Here is a 24,271-nt window from a genome sequence, read left to right on the forward strand (position 1 = left end):
AATAATAGATATATCATTATGCAAAAGTATAAAAAAGGCTTAGAAAACGCTTTAGTTACTGTATTGTTAATATTAGTTGCAATAGCTGCGGTTAGCCTTGTCAGTTATTACTTCTTTGGCGTACTTAGGCATAGTATGATCACTACTGGACTAAGTATAAGTAATGTCCAAATGGTTGGGGGGATTATAACTGGAGATTTAATAAACCAAGGAGCTAGTAATATAACCAGTATTACAATTCAAGTACATCCTCAAAATAACGGTACGGTTATATCGAACTATACTAATTCTAGTTTAAATATACCTCCTGGGCAATCATATGCCTTTACATTACCTGTACCTAAAGCAATTGAAGGCAATAATTACGTTATTACTGTGATTGTTAAGTACAATAACGGACAAACCTATGCTACATCGGTAGAAGTTATTGATGAGTGACTACAATAAAGTATTTTATTTTTATTTTTTTAAATAGGTATATGGTACTTATTGGTAAAAAGAAATCACATAATAAATTTGAAGAATTATCCTATTATCTACAATCGATTGATGAATCGGGAATAATATCTCTTAGAGCTAGCTTGGAAAATCACAATATCGTAGAGCACTATTCTCTAAAAAACTTTGACGTTGAAGTTTACATTGTCGAAAAAGAGGGGATTGGTTACTATTTAGTAAACGAACCTCAGCTTGATCAGAGAGAAGAAAAGATCTTATTAGCGATTCTTGACGGTTTAATATATTCTCCCACAACTGTGGTTTCTAATAAACAAATTGACGTGGAAAAACTACAAGAAGATGTATTGAAAATTTCAGCTAAATTAGGAGTAGTAGGTGACGTAAAGAGAAACTTAAAGAAATATATGTACTATATAACTCGAGAGATAAAATATTCAGTCCTACAAGTACCAATGAGTGACCCTTTTATCGAAGAGATAGAACTAGTATCCCCAACGACACCAATTTCAGTAGTCCATAGCAGACATAGTGAATGGCCTAGATTGGAGACTAATATCATTTTAGGGAGTGAGTTGAAGGTTAGGAGAATAGTAGAGAGGTTAGCATCTTTAGGTGGGAGAAGCGTAAGTACAGCTACACCATTACAAGATTTTATGTTACACGAAGGTCATAGAGTTGCAGTGAGTTACGGTGAGGAAATAAGTAGAGGAACGACATTTAATATAAGAAAATTCCCAGAAAAGCCTCTAACGATTATTGACTTGGTTTACAAGTATGGTACATTAAGCGAGCTAATGGCAGTTTACTTATGGATAATTGCCGAGGCTAAGCTATTTACATTTCTCGTAGGCCCAAGTGGTAGCGGAAAGACCACTGCATTAAACTCACTATTAATGCTACTTAATCCATTAGCGAAATATTTAACGATTGAGGATACACCGGAGCTAAAATTACCTCACAAATATTGGATACAATTCTATACTAGACCTTCAAACTATGAAGGGAGTAAGGATATCAGTTATTATGAACTAGTCAGACTCTCCTTAAGATATAGACCAGATTACATTATAGTAGGGGAAGTAAGAGGGAAAGAAATAGAATGGCTAGTTCAAGCTGTTGCCAGTGGTCATGGTGGGCTCACAACATTTCATGGGTCTAATCACGTTGACTTAATAACTAGAATTAGTGGGTTATTGGGTCAAGATCTATCGTTACAATTTAAACAGCTAATTTCAGTGATTGCAATCATAAAGAGAATTGAAACCGAGAATAGAAAGATGAATAGGAAAATAATATCTATTGTTGAAAATGATGGAAACGGATTTAGGGAAGTATTTAAATATGATTATGAAAGGAAGAGCTTCCTTCCCAATAATTCAAAAGAAATTGGTAGCATACAGCTGGAAAAAGCTAGAGAATTATTAGGCTGGAGTAAGGATAAGTTGTATAAGGAGATAGAAAATAGACTATTATTAATAAGGGGGCTTGCTGAAAGGGGAGTTTACGACTACGACGCATTGGCAAAAGAGTTAGTTAAATATTATATAAATGGTGATAGGGGTGGCTGAAAGAAGAATTAAATTGGCTAGCATAATCTCATATGATTTCTTGTTTCTAGTTTTACTAGCGGGTTTACTAGATTTAATCATTACGTTATTTAGAGAACGAATTCTATACGTAATTTCTAGTTTCTTTCAATATATAGTAATCAACCCTTCAGTAGCTCTTGGAGACGCATTAGGTTTTCTATTTGTCCTTCAAGCATCGCTTTTAGGTCTATTTATTGGTGGTATAGTTATTTTAAGTATAAGTTTTACAATAAATTTAACACGGATAAGGAGTGAATATGAAGAGGGTGTTCCTTTATCAACTATTCTGAAGTCTAGGATAATTACAAGCAGTAGATTAGGTTTCATAGCAAATTGGATAAGCGAGCGTACTAAGAGGTATATTAACGCAAGTGCTGACTTGGAAAGTCCTACTGAAGTCGGTGTTAGATACGTCGCATATTTTTTGATCTCATTACTTCTCGTAATACCGATATCACTAGCACTAAGTATAATATTACTGTCTCCACTACCATTTCTATTATTACTTTTTCCGTTCATTTTTATCTTTTATCCAGAACAGAAATACAAAAGTAGGGCTAGGGAAGTAAGAGACAGCATCCAAGATGAGATCCCTTTCTTTGTGACCTTAATTACTATCATTAACGCCAGCGGTACGACTATATATGAGGGAATGAGAAAAATTGTGCAGTTTCCATTATTTAAAGCTATGAAAAAGGAAGCATTGCTCATTATAAGAGATATAGATTTCTTCGGAAAATCTCCACTTGACGCTTTAGAGCATAGAGCTCGATTAACGTTTAATAGAGATTACTCTTGGTTTTTGGCAGGTTATACTTCGATTATAAGGAGTGGTGGCGATATTGAAGCATACCTTTTTCAAAAGGCTAGAGAGTTTCTTAATTGGCTCCAGTTTCGTTGGAGGTTTTACTCAGAAAGAACCTCATTCCTAGGAGAATTAATAGTAATCCTATTCCTCATTTTCCCCATGTTCTTAATTGTATTAGCGTTCTTCACAAATGGTGCAGTTATATCGTTCTTGCTTGTAATACCAATATTATTTGGTACAATATTATACACAATTACAACTAGCAATAGACCTCGATATATGGATAATATAGGTCTTAACAAGATACAGCTGCTAATGGCCTTTCTTGCTGCACTTCTAATAGCGGGAACAGTTGAAATACTTCTTAATGAAATATATTACGCAATTGGTTTAGGACTATTGGTGTTCTCTATAACCTCAACAATATTCATGTACAACCAAATAAGAGAAATTAATGACGTAGAGAACTCACTACCGCAATTTCTGAGAGATATTACAGAGTTCAGAAAGATAGGTTACGATCTAAGTAGGGCTATTAAAACATTGGCTGGGGAAAAGAAATATAGAAGGGAGTTTAATAGGGTTCTAGACGAGATAGTAAAACAAGATTCCATGGGGATTCCAATAACTAGAGCTAAAATAAACACTAGAAGCTGGTTAGGCAAGTTCTCTCTTACCACTGTTCAGATATTGATAGAGGGCGGTGCAGTAAGACCAGATCTATTAGAATATCTAACTGAATTTACACTTAACTTTATACAATCCAAGAGAGAAGCATTCTCAAGGATGAGAGCCTATCAAGTTTTAGGAATTCTGACACCTATCCTCCTAATTGCCACTATACTTATAGCGATTGTAATCATTAGCTCATTCACAGTAGTAACTTTACCGGCAAGCACCTTGGGCGTACCTCAATTCCCAAACATAATTACCCAATTTATTTTATCTTCGTTTATCCTAGCTGAAATGTTCATATTCATTTTAATGTCGACTTTCGCCATAGGATTACTGGTAGCTAAAGCACTATATGGTACTGTACAATACATGATAATGCCGTTAATTGGGTTAGTCCTCGCATTACTCTCAATACACTTCTTTAGCGTATTAGAACCAATAATCTTGAGATTCTTCTCGATATAAACGTTTATATTTTCTCTTTCCGTAATTTTATTAATGCAAGATAGTTTAGGGTTACTTGCAATAACTCTAGCGGTTATACTACTATTTTCCATTTTAGCTGGTGTAATAATATTAAACCATGATGATATTACACAATTCTATAATGTTCAAGGTAATATAAATACCGAAAAGCTAAGTAAGGCTAAAGTAGGTTATTATTGGGTTGTAGAAGAGTTAAAAAACATAACAATTTCCTTCATACCTCATGTATATATACTAGATACTGAGGGGATATACAATATTCAAAGCATTTTAGAAACCACATTTAACGGACAGACTTACACATTCCCAGTCAAAAACTTGATGATCTTTACCAATGGTTCATTAACTAGATATGGAGTAGTTTTGAGTCCGGGAGATGCAATAGTAATTAGACCAAATATCACTAGTGGGCAAATAAGTTTTGTAAGCAATACGGGAAACTCTTTCTCCTTAGCCCTATTTCCACCCTCAGTTAAAACGCTTTTACCAAATGAATATAACCAGAATTATACCGTCGTTACCATAGGAAATGAGAGTGTACTATCCATAAAGACAATAAATGAGAAGTTAATAGGGCCTAAAAACATTACGAGTGATGAATTAATCTTTGACTCAACACCTCCATTATACAATGAAACGTTCCCTCCAGTAGAATCTCCAATACCATATGATTCTTACAAGGTTGATATTACTTATTTTGAAAATGTAACCCCAGTAAAGGTTATTGATGCCAAGAATAATGAAACATACCTCATTTACTTAGGTTATGGCTACTGGATTGGTGAGGTCTATGGAAATATAGATGAAGACTCTGTACGTATTGGGTCTTTCAATATCTCCTACAATACTACATACTTCTATTACACTTATGGTCCAGTAAACTTCCTTAGTAATTACAAAATTAATATCCACGAAGTCAGTAACGGATATGTCCCACTATGCATGATATTATACACTTACAATGTTACCAATCAAAGTTCTGGATATATTAGAATAGGATACTATAGTCAATTATGGATTAAGCCGAAAGCAAACGTTAATATAGCTTATACTGGCACTAGTAATATTTACTACTACTATTACGATTTTATGATAAACTACGCCAATAATAATAGTTTAAACTCCATCCTTATCGGAGGTTCTACTACATACTTAGGCTATTTGCCAATAAACATAACAATAAACGTCATGGATAACCACAATTTAAACAATACAATCTCCTCTTTTAGGATAGCCTACAACAATTCACAACAATTAACTAGCTTGCCAATAATTATGAACGTTACATACAACGTTATCTCATATTACCCTCCATTTGTACTCAATTTTTCATTGACTAATGTATCCCTTTCAATAATGTTTAATGGTACGGCTAACTTACCAAACTATACCTTCTATAGTTACAATCTACCTATTGTAATTCCAACAAACGAAAGTATATTGAATATTAATGGCTATACTTCGCCAATGATCATTCCATTCTTTATTATCATAGTTAATGGGAAAATAGTCGGAGAAAATTTACCTCCTTAATAAATTTATATAGTATAGGATCATTGAGGTAATTATTGCTACATCATAAGCTATAGTATTAAAAAAGAGAATTAAGATACATACCGCTAGGACGGAGTAGACATATCTCCAAAGATCCTTTGAAATCATGATACCAAATACAGAAAAGCCTAGTGAGAATATGAGAGCTGAATAAAACCAATCTTGATAATCAAATGCAGTTGGTGGAAAAGCAGCTACTCCAATTAATGGGAAAACCTCTCTATACGTTAACCCCCTTAAATAATGCAATAAATATAAAACCAGCATCTCAGCCATCATGGGATAGAAAAACCAGTAGCTATTTATCGAGTAGTAGAAGGCATAGTATAGCGTTGAAAACTTGGATGGACCAAATTGAGCAATACCGAAAGTAGATCCCATTAATATTTCATTCAATACTAATAGCAGTGAGAAAATGACAATATGGAGTCTTTCTCTATTAAACTTTGTATTTGAAAATTTACTTACTTTTAATAAAAAATAAACAATTAGGGGTATCATTGTGAAAGTGTTTATACCAAACGCTATTGCCAACCATAAGGTTGATGGAGAGATTAAATAAACTGATGCCCCAATGAACATAGTTATCATCATTACGAGGGAAAAGTAAATGAAGAAGACTCCAACGTAAGTTTTTATCTTCTCTATATAGTAAAGGATTAAGACTATGATAATAACCATAATCGAAGCTATGAACGATAAAACTATTAGTTCATCTGACACATGCGACTTATTTTATATTAAAAATAAAAAATTATATGCGACTTACGGAAAACCTTTTATATAATGTGTCTTCATTTATAGTATGAATCCTTTTAAAAAAGAAAAAACATATCCTAAACAAGTTGATTTAAATAAGGTAGTTAATGAGTTTGTATCTTACCTAAATAGCGATAAATGGAAAGTACAACAAAAAGTAGAGGGAAATAAGGCAATAGTTCAAGCACAGAAAGGTGGAATATTAAGAGACATAATCGCTGCAGATAGAGCTTTAACGTTTACTTTTGAGAATACACCTCAAGGTCTTAAGGTAATTGCAGGAGTAGGCAGTTGGATAAAGAATTTGGCAATAACTGCAGTAGAAACACTTTTACTATCTGAATTATTCCTAGTAGTTGACGTACCGGAAATGTTATGGAACAAACATGTTGAATCACAGCTTATGAAAAAAATAGATGAAATAGTACAAAGATCATAATTTATGGCATCTTCTTCTTTAATCGAGAATATATTTTTATCCTTTCTTCAGATTCTTTGATAGGCCTTTCAATCTCCTTAAACTTCACCTTTTCGAGAAAGTCTATAATTTCTCTAGGTTTATCTACACCACAAAATGACATACTCCTAACTATAGAACCTAAACCCCAAGGACCTCCATAAACCGTATTTATAAATTTCTTAACTTCATCAAAATTATTTATCAGATACTCACATACTTCCTCCCTTATATGTGGATTATGTACTAGTGAAGATATAACGAATCTAGTATCTTGAGTCTTTATAGTCCTATTAAATATTAATGAGAAAACCTTGTTTACAATTGATGGGTCACGAAGTGAAGAAATTGCACTCAACATTCTATTCTTCTCCTCATCTATGGTATACTTCTTATACTTTTCTAGAAGAGTATTGAAATCGTTAGTGGTTATTGCATAAGCTATTGCAACAGCCTCTTTCATGTTACTATCTATATTTTCATATTGATCAAATAGGGTAGATAACCCTAATGCAAACTCTTCATCAGTTGTAGCTAAAGCATTAATAATTGCTGAGTACGCTAATTTGCCTAAATCATCATTAAATTTCCTAAATATCTTCACTTGATTAACTAGAAAATCTTTTCCGTAATGTTTCTTAAATAGATAGAATAATGTTAGAAGTTGTGAGGTAATCTCCCTTGATACGAAAGAGTTAGAAGTATTTGTAAATCTGCTAAGTAAATCAAAGTACATCCTTGAGTCTATCAAATCAGCCAATAGGAAATTCCAATAATCGTTAACCAGCCCTAACTCCTCATAAACATTATGCTTGGACGAGAAAGCTAAATCAAGAGAATCATAAAGCACCCTATAAAATCCAGTCCTATTTACATTAACCTTAATACTCTTCAAGCCCTCTTCTAACCTTATTTCAGTGAATTCCTTATCTAAAAGGAGAGTGCTAAATTTACCGTTAATCTCATATGTAAGTGGAACCTTGTACGTCTCATTTAACTCACTATCAAGAAGCATAAATCTCTTTTGAGAAAACCTAACGGAGTTACCATAAGTGTTGACAAAAATTACAGGGTAACCGGGTTTTGTAATCCAATCAGCCATAATCTCCCCTATATCCTGCCCAACCGCCTTGGAAATAGAATCCCACAAATCCTTGCCCTCTGCATTGCCAAATTTGAATGAATTTAGATAATTAACTACACCCCTTCTGAAATTCTCCTCACCAACATAAGCCTCAATCATCCTCAAAATACTAGCCCCCTTACCATAACTAATATTATCAAACATTTGCTCGATTTCATGTGGATCCCTTACATGTGTCTCTATTGGGTGTGTAGTAGTTAGGGAATCATCTTCTAGCGCGCTTAAAGTTTCGCCGTAAATAAGATGACCTTCACTATCCCATTGTGGAAATAAATACTTTAGACTCTTAAAACTCATGAATGTTGCGAAACTCTCGTTTAACCATAAATCGTCCCACCACTTTAAAGTTACCAAGTTACCAAACCATTGGTGAGCCAACTCATGAGCAACAACCTCAGCAACCCTAAACTTCTGATAAACAGAAGAAGAATCATCAGCCAATAAAGCAGTCTCCCTAAAAGTAATTGCCCCCCAATTCTCCATAGCCCCAGCTGCGAATTCCGGAACTTGTATCAAATGAACTTTCGGTAATTGATAAGGTATCTCGAAATATTTTTCGTAAAACTCGATAACCTTTCTGCCAACGTTAATTGCGAATAGTCCTCTCATCGACTTTCCAGGGACTGTAGCCAATATTATGGTAGGTCTCTTTGAGTCATCTGCAATTTCCTCAAAATCATCTATTCCTAAGTATAACAGATATGTAGACATCCTAGGAGTTTCTTGAAAATGATAAATTACCTTACCGTTTGCATCTTCTTCTATTTTCTCAACTGGCATGTTCGATATTACCTTTAATCCCTTCTCCACTCTAACACTTAATCTAAATCTTGCCTTCATTGCAGGGTGATCAAAACATGGAATAAATCTTCTAGCATATATCGCCTCAAACTGTGTTGTAATCATCCCTTTGCCATTATATGGAGCAACATAAATTCCCAAAATCGAATCACGAGAAGCTTTTCCTTTAAACCTTACTTCAAGTTCTCTTTCAACCTTATCATAAATTATTAATTTCTCACCTTTTACTTCAAATTTAACCTCTCTACCATCGGATTTCACACTTTCTATTTCGAGATCGAGACTATCAAGCTCTAATTTTTCTTCGTTTGAGGTAAGGTATATTTTCTCTATGCCTTCATAATCATATCCATTAAAATCCAGAAAAATTTCGTACTTCTCCACGTTATGCATACCTATATAAATAGAAGTGTAAATAAAAAATTAGTGATGAAGATAGAGAAGTATTTTGGTGTACCTTTAGGTGGAATAGGGACAGGGAAGATAAACTTCTACCCAGATCTTACGATTGATGATATAACTATTCTAAACAACTGGTCAAATCCACTTAGAAGAATAAGGGGTTTTCACATATTAACATTTCTAGATGGGGAACCTATTTTTCTTCAAACTAATCCTGGAAAAAACGTGGAAACACCCCCTCGATATACTTACATTAAGGATATGGAGATGTCGGTAGAGTTCCCAGTTATTAAGTATTCAACGCCTTTTGCTGAAATAGAAGTATATTCAATTTTAAGGAAAAATGATATTAAGAATTCTTCTCTCCCAGCATTAAAGTTTAAAATAAAAGGAAAAGGAAGATTTGCAATTTCTTATCCAAATATAGTTGGTAGTAAGAGAGCTGGAAGAACAAATGAGGGCTATAAGGGAAAGTTAAATGGTGTTATAATGAGAAATGAAAAAGCCTTAAACTCCGATCCTGCTTATGGAGAAATTTTCTTGGGATGTGTTGGCTGTAAGGTTATAACAAATTTCGCCTACTATAAGCCAGCTAAGGTTGGAATGACTGAAGATATCACCTATTTTTATAATTTGGAAGAATATGATGAAAAATATATAATAAGACCTTATGCTAGAGAGGAAATAGGGGGTATCATATATAAAGATGTGAATGAAGAAGAAACGTTTATCCTTTCATGGTTTTTCAACGGAAGACCTCATCATTATCCATATGGGCATTACTACGAGAACTTCTTTAAAGATTCGATAGATGTTGCAGAATACACTCTTAAGTTAGGACCAGATTTAGGTATAGAGGAAAAAGTAGAGTGGCTAAAGGAAGCTTTGGTAAATAGTTTGTACATCCTAACCTCAAATACTTGGTTAACTAAAGATGGCAGATTTGCCGTATATGAAGATCCTTACATTAGTAAATTAATGAACACCATTGGTTCTATGACCTTTGACGGCCTCGGATTTACCCTTTTAGAGCTTTATAGAGATTTAGTGATATCAGCCGACAATCATTTAGTGAACTATATAAATAATGGGGAAGCACCCCATGATATCGGAGAGGAAAGTATTGAAGATCCAATTTACGGTGCGTCATATCCATATTGGTGGACTGACTTGGGACCAACCTTAGTCTTAATGCTATACAGAGACTATATATTTACTTCTGATAGGGGAATTTTAGAGAAAAATTATAATAAAATAAAGGAGATAATTGATTGGCTCATAAGAAAGGATATGGATAACGATTGTATACCTGACTCAAAGGGTGGTTACGACAATTCTTATGATGGAACTCATATGTATGGAGCCTCATCCTATGTTGCATCAATGTTCCTTTCAGCACTAGCTGCATTTATTAAAATATCTGAAATACTAGACATTAAGATTGACACTAAATATTATAGATTTTTAGAGTGTGGCAAGAAGACATTTAACTCATTATGGAATGGAAAATATTTCGTTTTGTGGAAGAAGAACGATGAGGAAAACAGATCGTGCCTAAACTCACAATTACTAGGTCAATTCTGGTGTGATATTTTGGGATTACCGCCTATTACTGATAATGATAAGATAAACACAGCTTTGAGAAGTATTTATGAGCTGAACTTTAGAGCTTCTAAATACTGTTTAACCAATGCAGTGAAGGAAGATAGAGACATAGATACTTCAACAGGTCAACTTAGATCATGTTGGCCTAGAGTTTCCTTTGCAGTAGCGGCACATATGATATTAAGGGGTATGGTTAAGGAGGGAATGGAAGTAGCGAAAAGGGAATGGGAAACGATTAAGGAGCTCAACCCTTTTGATCAATCTTCTAGAATAGACGCAATAGAAGGAAAGTATGTAGGGTTAATGTCATATATAGGAAGTACTTCGGTTTGGCTAGTGAAATTAGCTTTGGATAAGCTACGTTAAAAAATATTCAATAATAATGTATGAATATTATGATGGATTTGTACAATATCAGTGAATAATCCTTAGTTTTTATAATTATTTTTTAAAAATTGAGAAGACTACACTGCCACTTTTTAACGTCATCAACACGTTAAGGTTTTCGTCCAATATAACTAAATCTGCAACATAGCCCCTAGATATCTGTCCTATATCATCTATGTTAAGTAAGGATGCTGGAGAATACGTTGCATATTTAATTGCCTCTTTCAATCCAACAACTTTACTAACCCTTCTTACACCTTCATCTAAAGTTATGTTACTACCTACAAGCTTGTTATTACCTTCAAAACAAGCCTTATTACAGATAATTTTTTCGCCATAAAGTAAAAATTCACCTTCGCCTAACCCTGCAGCTTGTAAGGAATCTGATACTAATATTGTATTATTTCCTTTTAACTTACTTATAATATTTATTGTAATTTCATTAACATGCACTAAATCTGGTATTACTTCAGTGTATATTGGAGAAGTCAACGATACACCAATTATTCCAGGGTCTCTATGATGAAATGGCCTCATCGCATTAAACAAATGCGTAACTGATGATGCACCAAAGCCTATAGCTCTTCTGGTATCATCTGAGTTAGCATCTGTATGACCTAAAGAAACCTGAAAGTTGTCTACGAGGGTCTCCAATTCTCTATCACTCAGAATCTCGGGTGCTACAGTAATCCTCTTAATTTTAAATAGTTTCGAAATTTCTAAAATTCTTTCATTGAATCTAGTGAAGAATTTATGTGCCCCAGCTCTATTCGGATTCATTATAGGTCCTTCAAGGTGTATTCCAATACTTTTAGCTTCATTCAGAATTCCCGCTATGCTAATCAATTTTTCAACATTCTCAGAAATTGTAGATGGAATGAAAGTCGTTACGCCATGTGAATAGTAGTATTTTGTCAATTTTTCATAACTTTCAACACTCTTAACGTCATTCACTAGAATTCCTCCTATACCATGGGTGTGAATGTCAATTAACCCAGGTACTACATACTTGCCTTTCTCTATCTTTATTTCCTCATTACATACTTCACTTCCAATTTTTCTTATTTTTCCACCGGATATTATTATATCATCTCTAAAACTTTCTAATGGTGTTATTATCTCTAACCCTCTAATGCACTTGTTCACTTTCCTTCACCTTGCCATATAGGAAACAAGCAACGTCATGGGAGTATCTAAATAATCCAGGCTCTTCATTATTACATATATCCATTGCAAATGGACATCTTAACTTATACGGACATCCTTTTTCTACCCTTTCGTAATTTATCTTAACGTCCACTTCCCTATATAGGTTATCGATAGATGGTGTAAGTTTTATCAAGTCCATTGTATAAGGATGTAATGAGTCCTTCAGTATTTCCTCCAAATCTCCACTCTCTACAATTCTACCAGCAAACATTACTATTGCATTACCCTTGTTAAATAGATGATAAAAGTATCTGGCTATTGGGATATCATGAGTAATGAACACCATTGTGAGATTGAGTCTATTCTTTATTTCAGCTAGTGTATTTAGTATACCAATCCTCAAAGAAGCGTCAACCATAGTTACGGGTTCATCGGCAACTATTATCTTAGGGTCTACTGAAAGACTTCTAGCTATATTAAGCCTTTGCTTCTGTCCGCCTGAAAGTTGATGGGGATATTTACTCAAAAACTCCCCTGCAGGTGTCAATTTTACTAATTCCAATAAGTTAACTAAACGCTTTCTTAGCTCATCTTTGTTGATCTTTTCCCAACGTAATATGGGAGCTGTTAAGATCTCTTCCACAGTCTTATTAAAGGGAAGTGTTGAGTAGGGGTCTTGAGGAATTAGTTGAACATCCTTTCTATATTTCTTAAATATTTTTCTCTTATTCTTCCAGATGTTATATCCATCATAAATTACTTCACCAGAGGTTGATTTTTGTAAACCGACAATTACTCGTCCTAAAGTAGTTTTACCAGCTCCACTTTCACCTAATACTATAAGTAGATCCCCTTGATTTATGCTCAAAGATATATCCTTTAAAGCATGGAATCGCCGCTTTCTGAACAATCCAACCTTATCTTCAAAAACTACTGAAATTTTCTTAAGCTCCATTAGACCCATATAAGTGACACCTTACCTTTCTATCTCTTACTAAACGAATCTCCGGTAATTCTTCTTTGCATCTTCCGAAAGCTTTGGGACACCTACTTAGAAAAGGACAACCTTTTTCTTTTAACACTAATGATTCCTCTAAGGGAACGTTGATGATCTTCACTTCTCCTTTTAAGGAAGGAATCGAGGACACTAATAATGATGTATATGGGTTTAATGGATTTTTAATGATATCCTCAGTTTTATACTCTTCCATGACATAGCCTTTATACATAACCAACAATCTATTAGCTATTTGAGCTATATTAAGTATATCATGCGTTACATAAATTATTGTAACTCCTAATTCTTGATTTATAGTTTTTATCAACTTTAATAATAATTCTTGATTAAGCATATCTAACGCACTTGCCGGCTCGTCCATTAATATTAACTTAGGATTTAGGAGAAGGCTTAACGCTATCATAACCCTCTGTCTCATACCACCAGATAATTGGAATGGATACATGCTAAGAACACGATTAGGATCTAAACTCACTAATTTCAATAATTCCCTTGCTCTCTCAATTACACTTTTCTTATCTGCTTCTCCGTGACTCATTGCTATATAATAGAAAGTCTCACTAACCGGTAAAACCGGATTTAAGGCATTCTGACTAGCTTGGGGGACATATGAAATTTCTTTCCACAATAATTTTCTAAACTCGTCTATAGGAATAGCAAATAAATCAATACCACTAAAGATTACTTTCCCAGAGACTACTTTACCTGGGGGTCTTATAGCTCTAAGTATAGCGCTAATGAGTGTAGACTTACCAGAGCCACTTTCACCAATAATTCCAAGAACTTCACCCTTTTCAACTCCAAAACTGACATCATTTGCCGCCCTTACAATCCTGTTATTACCCTCATCATAAATCACATTCAGATTATAAACTTCTAATATCATAACATGTATATAGCTTTTGTTACTTATAGATTTTTCTTCTCTAGAAAATAAAAGGGTGTGAAGCAAATTTATATTATGATGCAGAATAAATTATTCGAGTATTTCCAGCTTGTATGGAAGAACAAAAAATCTAGGGCAGGATTTATTATAACTGTATTTTATATTTTAATCGCAGTGTTTGGAGAAATTATATTTCCTAGGACGTACTCTTTACACCCTAGCTCAACTACTATATTCATGCCACCACAATTATCAAACTTTTATCTAATCTTTGGGACTGGTCCATTTGCTGAAAGCATATTAGTGCAAATCGTTCAAGGCGCTAAGTCAGTAATTGAGGTAAGTTTCTTAGCTGGCCTATTCGCTACACTAATAGGGATAGCTGTAGGGATAGTGGCAGGCTATCTAGGTGGAATAATTGATGATATACTCATGGGAATAACTGATATTGTACTAACTTTACCTAGTATAATATTATTAATTGTAGTAGTAAGCGCTTTCAAGACTAGTAATCTAATTATCCTTTCTCTGATATTGAGTATAACTAGTTGGGCTGGATTAGCTAGAGCTGTAAGATCTCAAGTTCTAGTAATTAGAAATTCCCCGACAATAGAAGTATTAAGAGTATTGGGATTGTCTAAGGGGTATATCATATTTAGGGAAGTAGTTCCAACCTTGGGTTCATATATTATAATACACTATATATTTAACGTAGAAGCCGCGGTTTACGCGGAAGTAGGATTATACTACTTGGGAGTATTACCCTATAACCCAAATAATTGGGGAGCAATGATACAACAAGCACTTTCCTATGGAGCAGCTCTAGGTGGGAAGGCAATATATTATCTAGCCTTTCCCACACTTGCAATTGTAGGCTTTATGAGTGGTCTAATATTGCTAAGTTACGGAATTGATGAAATATCTAATCCTAGGATAAGAAGATCATAATAAATGAAAAGTGTTAAAAAATCAAATAACTTTTTTATATTATAACCCTCTCTATCTCCTTCTCATCAAGAATACCACAATTGCAATAATAACGATAATGATAATAATTACAGCAGCAACAATTGGAATAATTGAAGATGATGTCGTTGTAACTGTAGTTGTAGTCACAGAAGTAGTGACCACAGAAGTGGTTGTCGTAGCTACAGACGTGGTTGTCGTAGTTAAAGTAGTAGGAACAGTAGTTGTAGTCACAGAGGTCGTAGTTGCAGTAACTATGGTACTCTTGTATAATGGAACATACCAATAATCTATTAGAGCTTGCATCATTGCAGTACCACCTATACCGTATTGTGCCTCCGACCATATCCATGAATTGGCAGGTGGAGCTGCAATAAGAAGTGAAGGATTGACGATGACGTAATTCTCAATCTCAACTAGAGGTAAAATTGGAAGTAAATATTGGTTCATATAGTATGATAACTGCTGATTAGATTGTATTAGCTGTTGTGTACTATTAGGAGACTCAGTTTCCTCGAGTAATTTATGGAAGTCAATTACAGTACCATTAGGAAGTGTAAGATTTTCATTCCATTGGGTAACATTCCATGGGTATCCTCCAAAATATGAAAGCACTAAACTCCATGGTGCAGTGCCCGGAGAATATGAACTACCCCAATTCTCAAACCATAAATCGTAGCCAGTACCATTTTGCCATGCTTGATGCCACTGGCTAACTACAGTATATATATGTAATTGTACATTAATTCCAAATTGTTGTAATTCTTTCTGAACCTCCTCCATCATAGATAAGGCTTGTGTTGGTGGCGCACCTGCACCTATAGTTAAAGTAAATGGTGTCCCGTTAGGAGTGTACCACATTCCAGATTTCTGATAGAACCCTACACTTTCAAGTAGTTGCGCAGCCTTCGTTAAATTTATATTATATGGATTTAACGATGAATAGTATTGCGGAGATGCCATGAATGAATAGTATGACACGTTGGGAATTGCATTAGGGATGGTAACTGGTGCTGTTAAAGGACCACCCACTGCTGCTATTGCAGTCCTATTTAGAATATATGCAATTGCAGCCCTAACTTGATAGTCTCTTAGCCAAGGATTCTTCAAATTGAATGCCAAACCCCAACCGAAGGGTTGAGGTATTTTGATAACCTCAAGCGTAGTTGGCAAACTCTCTAGTTGGGTTGGTGATAATCCAGTCAAACCCGACCAGTCCAGAGAAACTTGGCCCCCAGTTATTGCAGCTGCTGCTAAATCTGCTTGTCCATATTGATACACTACTATTTGGTTAAATGGTATATATTTGGCGTTATAGTAATAGGGATTCTTATTCAGTACTATTTCATTAGATGACAGTTGTGATAGGTAGAATGGACCACTATACGGATATGTTGTAGGATTGGGTCTAAAATGAGTAATTTCTGATCGAATATTCTTAATTATCTGTCGCGCAAGGTTCATATTGCTAGTGTTTTGTATTTTCGTCCAATTACCTAGTATTTGAGCAATTATAGGTTTCCAAACCTGATAGGGTATTATAATAGCAACTTCCCCTAAGCCTACCGTATTAATTAGTGTATTAGTAAATAATATTGGTGATAAGGTATCATTGGGCCAAGTTTCTATCAGCGTATAATTATTAACTACAGTGTAATTTGGGAATGGAGGCGCACCAAACATATCTAGTATTAAACACGTTGCCATAAGATCATAAGCTGTTAGGTGTTGCCCATTACTCCATCCAGTATCATTTCTAATAACTAATGTGACATTTATTGGTTTAGTCTGCCAAATTTGTTGCCAATTTGAGGGGGAGAAGTTCCAAGAAGTTACTATCACTGGAATTGCTTGTCCGTTAGTAACGTTAATTAAAGCAGAATATGCGTACAGTAAACCGTAAAAAGCCCCACCTAATCCTCCCGCGAATATATTAGGGTTATATGTCGCAAATGAGGAAAATGTTCCCACGTTGGAATTATACCATCCTAGGTAAAGTGTTGATGGGAATACAGAAGATGCTGAACTGGCTATCAATATACCACTCATTGAAGAAAGCATTACAAATATTGAGAATATTATCCCTAGTTCTAATACTAATTCCTTTCGCATAGATATTATTTGTATTTTCCCATTTATAAACTTTGCCTAAACCTTAATGGTATAGTTGAGAAACACTTATATCTTATTAAAAGTAATAATAATTTATGAATAATAAATGGCTGATTAGGAGACTGGCATCGGTAATTGTTGCGATATTTGCTACAATAGTCATAAGCTGGGCCTTATTGGAGTTTTCTCCCTACTCTCCCGCAAATTACATCATGCAATTCATAAATCCACAAGAATTTGCTCAAAAACCTGAACTATATAGTTCACTCATAGATTATTTAAACACTCTCAGACCCCATGGGAATCCGTTAATTAGCGCTGCGGATTACATTTGGAATACGTTACATGGAAATTTGGGCTTCTCGATAATAAGCAACGTACCAGTGGCTCAACTGATTGCAGTTGCGTTACCTTGGACCTTATTCATCGTAGTAACATCTCTTCTAATAAGTTTCTTCCTTGGGATAAGAATAGGCCAGAAACTAGGGTATATGAGGGGGACTAAGACCGATTCCATATCTACCGTTTCGCTATCGATCTTAAGATCTGTACCAATTTACATCTATGCCGTATTACTTATTTACATACTTGCGTTCACATACCATATCTTCCCCACGGGGGGTGCTTACAGCGTAAATGTAACTCCAGGATTTAATCTTCCCTTCATAGCTAGCGTGTTGTATCATGCATTTTTACCAATATTCACATTGACCATAGTAAATTTAGTAGGATGGATCTTACAGATGAGGGCAAACACAATATATGTACTTGGCGAAGATTTCGTAAACTTTGCTGAAGTCTCTGGAATTAAGAAGGATATAATAGAAAAGAAGTTTATTGGAAAAAATGCAATACTGCCCCTATACACTAGCTTAGTCATAGCAATAGGATTTTCCTTTAGTGGGTCAGTATTCGTAGAGCAGACATTTTCCTACCCCGGAGTAGGAAACTTACTAATCAACTCCATAACCTCTAATGACTATCCCACTGAAATGGGAGTATTCATCATAATAATTGTAGCAGTAATTGTAGGTAATTTAATCGCAGACTTGACATATTCGTTCTTAGATCCTAGAGCTAAGGTAGGTGAAGAATAATGGAGGCGTATAAAACGCTATTGGCTATAGGTTATACACTGTTGCTACTTGACGTTTTTTCACTGGTAATCTATAGGAGTTCCGCAACATTATTTCCTCAGATAGTTGTATTGATATTATCAACGTTCATGATAGTATATGCGATCATCCAGATAAGGAACTTAAAATAGCTTCCTTAAAATTTGAATCGGATTTAAAAAGAGCAGTATAGATTTTATCTTCTTTACCGTTGATAAGTATTGAATTATTAGATACTGATACTGAAGCAAATTTGAGATTAACATGACCTGAATCACGTAATTTTTTTAACACTTGTTTGTATGCTAAATCGTATATTCTAAGAAGAGAAGATAAGGTAATCTCCGCCTCCCTTTTTCTGAAGTACAATCCGGGATTATATAGGCCTGATAATAAGTAATCTAAAGTATCTAGCCTCTCTTTCTTCTCGTTAAGACTCTTTAGGTCTACATAACCATCTTCTAGTAATTTGACAACTTGATTTAGGGGGATTGGTTCTAATTTTTCCCCGTTCTCTTCAGGTTTAAGATTAGTCCTTACCAATAAAATTCTAGTATGAGGCTTCGATATGTTTTCAAGAAAATACGCGTCTATAAAAATATTATCAGTCATATAGAATGGCAATAATTTCATCCCCTTCGCCTCTCCTTTAATTGAACAGCGTAACCAAGAAGTATAAGACCGATAAATAATATGACTTCAGAAGATAAATAGCCAATTCCGGAGAACCAAGAGTTGAAAACTTTTATGGTAAACGAAATAGTAGTTAAATTAGAATATGGAAGCGATCTAAACTGAATATAAACTGTACCAGAATTCGGAGAAATATATGATATACTAAATGTATTTGCGTTACTTGCAACTTGTTGGGGTACAATCCCTATAATGTAAATGTTAATAGGTTTTGTAGAATTTCCTTCTATTACTATCTTATCATTTTCTTTAATCACAACTGGAAATCCTTGTGCTCCTTCTTCGGCCAAGGAAATGGTATCCTTTAGAGCGTATACTACTAGAGAAGAATAGAGATACGTGAAAATTACATCTATCAGACCTATAGCTAATATTACAATTGAAACTGCTAAAATTGTTCTCCTTCTCATACAATATATACCCTATTTTCTAGCTGATAAAAACTTTATTTTTTCTAAACCTTTACTTACATACATGACAAAGATTTCGGAAATTGAAGCGTATATTTTAGGTAAGGAGATTACGAGCGCCCAATGGGCGTCATTAATGATACTGGTAAAGGTTACAACAAGCGATGGTAGAGTAGGCTGGGGAGAAACTGTAAGCGCGTTGAGAGCCGAAGCTGTGGCAAATTTTGTAAAGAAGATAAATACTGTATTAAAAGGAAGTGACGTATTTAACGTGGAAAAGAACAAGCTAGAATGGTACAAGCATGATTTCAATATGACCATCTCCTTAGAGTCTACAACAGCCTATAGTGCAGTAGATATAGCGTCCTGGGATGTAATTGGAAAAGAATGGGGAGCTCCATTATATAAATTGCTTGGAGGAAAAACGAGAGATAAAATACTTGTCTACGCAAATGGATGGTATCAAAATTGCGTTATGCCAGAGGACTTTGCGGATAAGGCCAAAGAAGTCGTAAAAAAGGGGTACAAGGCTTTGAAATTCGATCCATTTGGCCCATACTTTAACGATATTTCAAAGAGAGGTCTAGATATGGCTGAGGAGAGGGTAAAGGCTGTTAGGGAGGCTGTAGGTGATAATGTGGATATTTTAATAGAGCATCACGGTAGGTTTAATGCAAATTCAGCAATAATGATAGCGAAAAAGTTAGAGAAGTATAATCCATTGTTTATGGAGGAACCAGTTCACCCTGAGGATATGGAAGGGCTTAAAAAATATAGGGCTAATACGAGCTTAAGGATTGCATTAGGTGAGAGGATAATCAATAAACATCAAGCTTTGCACTTTATGAAAGAGGGATTGGTTGACTTCTTACAAGCTGATCTATACAGAATTGGTGGAGTTACCGAGACTAAGAAAGTAGTGGGAATTGCTGAAGTCTTTGACGTACTGATGGCTTTCCACAATGCTCAAGGTCCGATATTAAATGCTGCAACACTACAATTTGATGCATTTATTCCCAACTTCTTAATACAAGAGTCCTTCTATGATTGGTTCCCAAGTTGGAAGAGGGAGCTAATATATGATGGTACCCCAGTTGATAATGGATATGCAATAATACCGGAAAGACCAGGTTTGGGAGTTGAGGTAAACGAGAAAGTGTTAGAGAGTTTAAAGGTTAAGGGTGAGGAATACTTTAATCCAGAGGAACCGGTGTGGGTAGTTAAAGGAACGTGGAAGAATTACTAGTTAGACCTCACCTTTAGAAATTTCCTCTGGATCTGGTTTTCTACTTATTAGCCTGCCTCCATCTATTACAATCTCAGTTCCAGTAATAAAGGTGTTTAAGTCTGATGCTAGAAAGGCCAATAGGTAAGAGGCCTCTATTGTCCTTCCCATTCTTCCTAATAGAGTTGCCGCTCTTTCATCTAAACCTGCTGGAGGTTCATTATCTTTGGAGTAAATTGGACCTGGTAACACGGTAATAACTTGTATTCCGTATTTTCCCAAATCCACAGCCATACTTCTAGTCATAGATATCAAACCACCTTTAGTAGTGACATAGGCGAAGGATCTCTGTAATGGAAACTTAGATTGAATTGCAGAGATATTAATTATTTTTCCCTTAATGCAGTTTTTAATCATAAGCCTTGCAGCCATTCTTGATAAGAGAAAAGGCGCAGTCAAGTTTAAGCTAATCATTTCATCCCACTCTTCCATTGGAATATCAAGCACTGAATATCGTGAATTTCGTGACGCATTATTTATCAAAACGTGAATTATTCCCACGTTTTTCTCATACCATTCAATAAATGAAATAACTTCTTCTCTCCTTGTTAAATCGACCTTTTTGAAATGTACACCTTTAGGTAGAGAACCAACTTCTCTCCTTCCTATAACGTAAACATTTGCACCTAATTTACTGAAGAGCTCAGCAGTCTTTAGACCTATACCGGAAGTTCCACCAGTTATAAGAGAAACTTTTCCGCTTAAATCCAACTTAATCATATAGAATAATCTTAAACTTGAATAAATAAACTTTGAAGATGTGTAGACTACATTATATACTTTCCAATTATTACGGCTTGTAATATATAAGTATATAAATAGTATACTCCATAATTATCTAAGACGTAGAAACCAGCCTCTTATATGTATATAAAGATCGTATTGTACTCTGATGCTTTAAAACGATTAATCATTTACGCTATACTTTAAAAAGTTAATAATGGTAGTTCTCAGACAAAGTAGAAAATTACTCATTACTATAAAAGTTCTTAAACCGATTACGTTACTTTATAATATGATCTTAAGTTTAATCAAGAATGAGAATACCACATTTAAACCACTAATCCTTCCTATAGTTCTTCTTGCAATTTCTGTTAACCCATACACAGAAAGTCTAGAATTTCACTATCCTGCAATTTATATGATTTCTCACTATCTAGTTTACTTCTCTGGAATATTTGTCGGTTATAAGTACTTTAAGGGCGACGAAATTTCATTAGCACTTGGGTTGATACCACCTATCTTGTGGCACTTACCATATTTTTTCGCATTAGGTGCAGCTTTCGCAACGTATAGGGTAATTCTCGAAATAACACTTCTTGTCGGTGGAATTCTTGCGGGTTCCTCAATTAAATACGTAAAGTTTTACCTAAAAGTTACATTATTCGCACTCTGGATGTTGGGAGACAGTGCACTAGCAATAATATTCATCGTATCGAGTCCGATATATTCAAATGTTGCTTACAATTTCTCTCCATATTCTCCATCATCCCTTCCAATCGCTGGTGTAGCGATGTTCATTGCAATGAATGTGTTCCTAGGGTACGTTATAGCTAAATACATAAAAGGAATAGTAGGGTGAGCCGAAAGGTCTTTCACTAAAAAGGGGGTTCTTTAAAAAATTAAATTGCGTAAAATAGAACAGACGATGTACAAAATAGCGATCCGAAGAATCCTAGTGCCATTAAATAGGCATAGTCTGGAATTAATAAGCCATAAAAAGCTAGACCACCAGCTGCTGCTATTCCTATAAACAATAAATTCAAGAGGGAAAATAGGTATACTGATCTTATACCTTCTCTAACAGATTGAGCAAGCATTGCAGCACCGAAAAACCCCACAAGCATGGCAAGGGTTATATGACTTGACAATGTCAACGCCTCTGAATAGGCATTTAGTGGGAATTTATCATAAAATAATGTAGCTATCCCCGCGTAGAATAATCCAGCTAACAGTATAGTCTCAGTTAAGGAGATATATAACATCAGCCTACTTGGCCTTATTCTAGACTGTGAAACTACCAATTTACTCACCCCTTACTTATACTATATATTAAACAACCGGAGGCAGTTATAAGTGCAAATACAAAACTCATTCCCATTTGAAGCAAGTAATTCACATCTATCACACCTCCAAAATAAAATGATCCAGCAAACGCTGCAAAAAGGACTGAAAGAACGTTTAGAATAGAGATTATAATTGCACCCTTATCCTTATAACTAACTGCGGATGCGAGCAAACCTATGCTTAATATAGCAACTAGAATCGCACCATATAAATGTATTATTAAGGGTACCCCTTGAAGAGGAAGGTTGTATACAGCTAATAACATGCCTCCAGCGTAGAGAGCCAATAATATTGCCACCTCACCAGAAGCTATTGCTGGCATATAATTCATTCTGGACATCATCTTACTTATTTGGATATACTTCTCATATATTAATTCAATAGTTCCCAACACAATCACCCTACTGATAGGTGTTTCCAGCATTCTGAAGCTCTGTATAGCAATTACTCGGAGTTTGACCAGATTGTAATAGCATTTTTTGACATCCAGTTGCTTGGTCATATGAAGATAGATATGCATATCCAGAAAGATCATTAGTGCGTCCTAATATTGTAGGAGCATTTAAGTTCATGCCAATTGCGTAAAGGTAATCAGTATTAGAATCCCAATATAATTGCACGTAAGGTAATGGTCTAACTGTGGGACCAGTCAGTACAGAAGCTCCGTGGTAAGGATCATAAGTAGAACCGTGGCAATCACAATGTATAACTCCGGGTGCATTTGCTTGTTGAGCCGCTTGAAGTGCCACTTCGGGCAAGAAGTTAGGAGTAGGTAAACCAACTTTCATGTATTTTGGCGGAAAGAAGTGAATCTCAGGTGGCGTACATCCCAAATGTTGGCATATGGCTGAAAAAGCTACTATTGAATTATTGGGTCCAACTCCGCCAGGAAAAGTATAAGTCTTACCGTTTTCCGGAATTACAACCGTAGTTGGAGGGATTTTTATAGGATTATCGTTGTCATCGCCTAAATTCAAGAGGAAAGTTATATCACCTTGCATTGGATATTCAAATAATAAGATCTCCGGATTATTTACTGGAATTTGAGACGTCTTAATTGGATTACCGCTGGAGTCGACTATTATTACCCAAGGAAATTGTTTCAAACTTATTTCAGGTTGATTTAGATACGAAATGACCGGAATTGCACTTAATACTGCAGCTGCACCTATACCTATGAGAACGCCCTTTAGGAAAGCTCTCTTGCTGGGATCAAGAGGACCTACATTTTTCTCAGCGTAATTGTACAAATAATCTCTTCCACTTTTCATAAACTCCTTCTCATCAAACCTAGTTTTTGGATCTCTCATTTTTCTCAGAAGTTTAATGACAAATATAAGATCATCACGCTTAATGATAGGTATTCCCTTAGCCATATTACTTACCAATTTTAGAATGCGAGCTATGCCTTAAAAAATTTTATTTTAAAATTTTCCATTGCAAA

Annotated in this window: 23 protein-coding genes; 11 read left to right on the top strand and 12 right to left on the bottom strand. The window is 35.0% G+C overall.

Features of this window, described 5'->3' with window-relative positions; translation table 11 throughout:
• The first annotated feature begins 18 nt into the window (after positions 1-18).
• From YN1551_RS14355 to YN1551_RS14370, 4 genes are read left to right on the top strand one after another with little or no spacing between them, the layout of a single operon-like run.
• Positions 19-438, top strand: a complete 420-nt coding sequence (locus YN1551_RS14355) for a COG1361 family protein (RefSeq protein WP_012718190.1) — start codon at positions 19-21, stop codon at positions 436-438.
• Positions 435-2,027: a type II/IV secretion system ATPase subunit gene (locus YN1551_RS14360; protein WP_012718191.1), complete on the top strand. Its 1,593-nt coding sequence runs from the start codon at positions 435-437 to the stop codon at positions 2,025-2,027. The genes YN1551_RS14355 and YN1551_RS14360 overlap by 4 nt, the downstream gene beginning before the upstream one ends.
• Positions 2,020-3,996 carry a type II secretion system F family protein gene (locus YN1551_RS14365; RefSeq protein ID WP_012716828.1) on the top strand — a complete coding sequence of 659 codons (1,977 nt, stop codon included), beginning with the start codon at positions 2,020-2,022 and terminating at the stop codon, positions 3,994-3,996. Before YN1551_RS14360 ends, YN1551_RS14365 begins: the two co-directional genes overlap by 8 nt.
• Before the next feature lie 33 nt (positions 3,997-4,029).
• Entirely contained in the window at positions 4,030-5,550 is a 1,521-nt protein-coding gene (locus YN1551_RS14370; RefSeq protein ID WP_012714589.1) for a hypothetical protein, read from the top strand.
• Here YN1551_RS14370 and YN1551_RS14375 read toward each other — a convergent pair.
• The gene (locus tag YN1551_RS14375) at positions 5,539-6,294 is read right to left on the bottom strand and encodes a hypothetical protein (protein WP_012714590.1); all 756 of its coding nucleotides are present in this window, start codon (positions 6,292-6,294) and stop codon (positions 5,539-5,541) included. The two genes, YN1551_RS14370 and YN1551_RS14375, sit on opposite strands and share 12 nt — an antisense overlap.
• 82 nt (positions 6,295-6,376) lie before the next feature.
• Between YN1551_RS14375 and YN1551_RS14380 the strand changes: the two genes are divergently transcribed.
• Positions 6,377-6,769, top strand: a complete 393-nt coding sequence (locus YN1551_RS14380; protein ID WP_012714591.1) for a hypothetical protein — start codon at positions 6,377-6,379, stop codon at positions 6,767-6,769.
• Between the two features lies 1 nt (position 6,770).
• Here YN1551_RS14380 and YN1551_RS14385 read toward each other — a convergent pair whose 3' ends face one another.
• Positions 6,771-9,125, bottom strand: coding sequence for a M1 family metallopeptidase (locus YN1551_RS14385; RefSeq protein WP_012718192.1), 2,355 nt, complete (start codon positions 9,123-9,125; stop codon positions 6,771-6,773).
• Between YN1551_RS14385 and YN1551_RS14390 the strand changes: the two genes are divergently transcribed.
• Positions 9,120-11,105, top strand: a complete 1,986-nt coding sequence (locus YN1551_RS14390) for a glycoside hydrolase family 116 protein (protein WP_012718193.1) — start codon at positions 9,120-9,122, stop codon at positions 11,103-11,105. The two genes, YN1551_RS14385 and YN1551_RS14390, sit on opposite strands and share 6 nt — an antisense overlap.
• A 75-nt stretch (positions 11,106-11,180) precedes the next feature.
• Here the strand turns inward: YN1551_RS14390 and nagA are convergent, their stop codons facing one another.
• The 3 genes from nagA to YN1551_RS14405 are packed head-to-tail and all read right to left on the bottom strand — an operon-like array spanning position 11,181 to position 14,179.
• Positions 11,181-12,272 carry an N-acetylglucosamine-6-phosphate deacetylase gene (nagA, locus tag YN1551_RS14395; protein ID WP_012718194.1) on the bottom strand — a complete coding sequence of 364 codons (1,092 nt, stop codon included), beginning with the start codon at positions 12,270-12,272 and terminating at the stop codon, positions 11,181-11,183.
• Positions 12,256-13,239 carry an ABC transporter ATP-binding protein gene (locus YN1551_RS14400; RefSeq protein WP_012718195.1) on the bottom strand — a complete coding sequence of 328 codons (984 nt, stop codon included), beginning with the start codon at positions 13,237-13,239 and terminating at the stop codon, positions 12,256-12,258. The genes nagA and YN1551_RS14400 overlap by 17 nt, the downstream gene beginning before the upstream one ends.
• Positions 13,220-14,179 carry an ABC transporter ATP-binding protein gene (locus tag YN1551_RS14405; RefSeq protein ID WP_048052400.1) on the bottom strand — a complete coding sequence of 320 codons (960 nt, stop codon included), beginning with the start codon at positions 14,177-14,179 and terminating at the stop codon, positions 13,220-13,222. The genes YN1551_RS14400 and YN1551_RS14405 overlap by 20 nt, the downstream gene beginning before the upstream one ends.
• A 75-nt stretch (positions 14,180-14,254) precedes the next feature.
• On the opposite strand from YN1551_RS14405, the gene YN1551_RS14410 reads away from it, so the two are divergent.
• Positions 14,255-15,127, top strand: coding sequence for an ABC transporter permease (locus YN1551_RS14410; protein ID WP_012718197.1), 873 nt, complete (start codon positions 14,255-14,257; stop codon positions 15,125-15,127).
• A 51-nt stretch (positions 15,128-15,178) separates the two neighbouring features.
• Here the strand turns inward: YN1551_RS14410 and YN1551_RS14415 are convergent, their stop codons facing one another.
• A complete protein-coding gene (locus YN1551_RS14415; RefSeq protein ID WP_012718198.1) occupies positions 15,179-17,257 on the bottom strand; it encodes an ABC transporter substrate-binding protein in 2,079 nt (692 codons plus the stop codon).
• A gap of 95 nt (positions 17,258-17,352) precedes the next feature.
• Between YN1551_RS14415 and YN1551_RS14420 the strand changes: the two genes are divergently transcribed.
• Together YN1551_RS14420 and YN1551_RS17220 are read left to right on the top strand one after the other, a co-directional pair.
• Complete coding sequence (locus YN1551_RS14420) at positions 17,353-18,354, top strand: ABC transporter permease (RefSeq protein ID WP_012718199.1); 1,002 nt, start codon at positions 17,353-17,355, stop codon at positions 18,352-18,354.
• Positions 18,354-18,524 carry a hypothetical protein gene (locus YN1551_RS17220; protein ID WP_012718200.1) on the top strand — a complete coding sequence of 57 codons (171 nt, stop codon included), beginning with the start codon at positions 18,354-18,356 and terminating at the stop codon, positions 18,522-18,524. Before YN1551_RS14420 ends, YN1551_RS17220 begins: the two co-directional genes overlap by 1 nt.
• On the opposite strand, the gene YN1551_RS14425 is transcribed toward YN1551_RS17220, so the two are convergent.
• A complete protein-coding gene (locus tag YN1551_RS14425) occupies positions 18,499-19,005 on the bottom strand; it encodes a hypothetical protein (RefSeq protein WP_012714600.1) in 507 nt (168 codons plus the stop codon). The two genes, YN1551_RS17220 and YN1551_RS14425, sit on opposite strands and share 26 nt — an antisense overlap.
• Positions 19,002-19,475 (bottom strand): hypothetical protein, encoded by a 474-nt coding sequence (locus tag YN1551_RS14430; protein ID WP_012718201.1) that lies wholly within the window; start codon positions 19,473-19,475, stop codon positions 19,002-19,004. Before YN1551_RS14430 ends, YN1551_RS14425 begins: the two co-directional genes overlap by 4 nt.
• A gap of 64 nt (positions 19,476-19,539) precedes the next feature.
• On the opposite strand from YN1551_RS14430, the gene YN1551_RS14435 reads away from it, so the two are divergent.
• Positions 19,540-20,721 (top strand): mandelate racemase/muconate lactonizing enzyme family protein, encoded by a 1,182-nt coding sequence (locus tag YN1551_RS14435; RefSeq protein WP_048052401.1) that lies wholly within the window; start codon positions 19,540-19,542, stop codon positions 20,719-20,721.
• Here the strand turns inward: YN1551_RS14435 and YN1551_RS14440 are convergent, their stop codons facing one another.
• Positions 20,722-21,480, bottom strand: coding sequence for an SDR family NAD(P)-dependent oxidoreductase (locus YN1551_RS14440; protein WP_012716838.1), 759 nt, complete (start codon positions 21,478-21,480; stop codon positions 20,722-20,724).
• 220 nt (positions 21,481-21,700) lie between these two features.
• Between YN1551_RS14440 and YN1551_RS14445 the strand changes: the two genes are divergently transcribed.
• Positions 21,701-22,342: a DUF1404 domain-containing protein gene (locus YN1551_RS14445; protein WP_012714604.1), complete on the top strand. Its 642-nt coding sequence runs from the start codon at positions 21,701-21,703 to the stop codon at positions 22,340-22,342.
• A gap of 40 nt (positions 22,343-22,382) precedes the next feature.
• On the opposite strand, the gene YN1551_RS14450 is transcribed toward YN1551_RS14445, so the two are convergent.
• Genes YN1551_RS14450 through YN1551_RS14460 form a run of 3 tightly spaced genes read right to left on the bottom strand, consistent with a single transcriptional unit; the run spans position 22,383 to position 24,203 of the window.
• Positions 22,383-22,793 (bottom strand): hypothetical protein, encoded by a 411-nt coding sequence (locus YN1551_RS14450; protein WP_016730350.1) that lies wholly within the window; start codon positions 22,791-22,793, stop codon positions 22,383-22,385.
• Positions 22,790-23,251, bottom strand: a complete 462-nt coding sequence (locus YN1551_RS14455; protein ID WP_012718203.1) for a hypothetical protein — start codon at positions 23,249-23,251, stop codon at positions 22,790-22,792. The genes YN1551_RS14450 and YN1551_RS14455 overlap by 4 nt, the downstream gene beginning before the upstream one ends.
• Positions 23,229-24,203, bottom strand: a complete 975-nt coding sequence (locus YN1551_RS14460; protein WP_012718204.1) for a Rieske 2Fe-2S domain-containing protein — start codon at positions 24,201-24,203, stop codon at positions 23,229-23,231. The genes YN1551_RS14455 and YN1551_RS14460 overlap by 23 nt, the downstream gene beginning before the upstream one ends.
• Between the last annotated feature and the right edge of the window lie 68 nt (positions 24,204-24,271).

Source organism: Sulfolobus islandicus Y.N.15.51, assembly GCF_000022485.1.
Taxonomy (GTDB): Archaea; Thermoproteota; Thermoprotei_A; order Sulfolobales; family Sulfolobaceae; genus Saccharolobus; species Saccharolobus islandicus.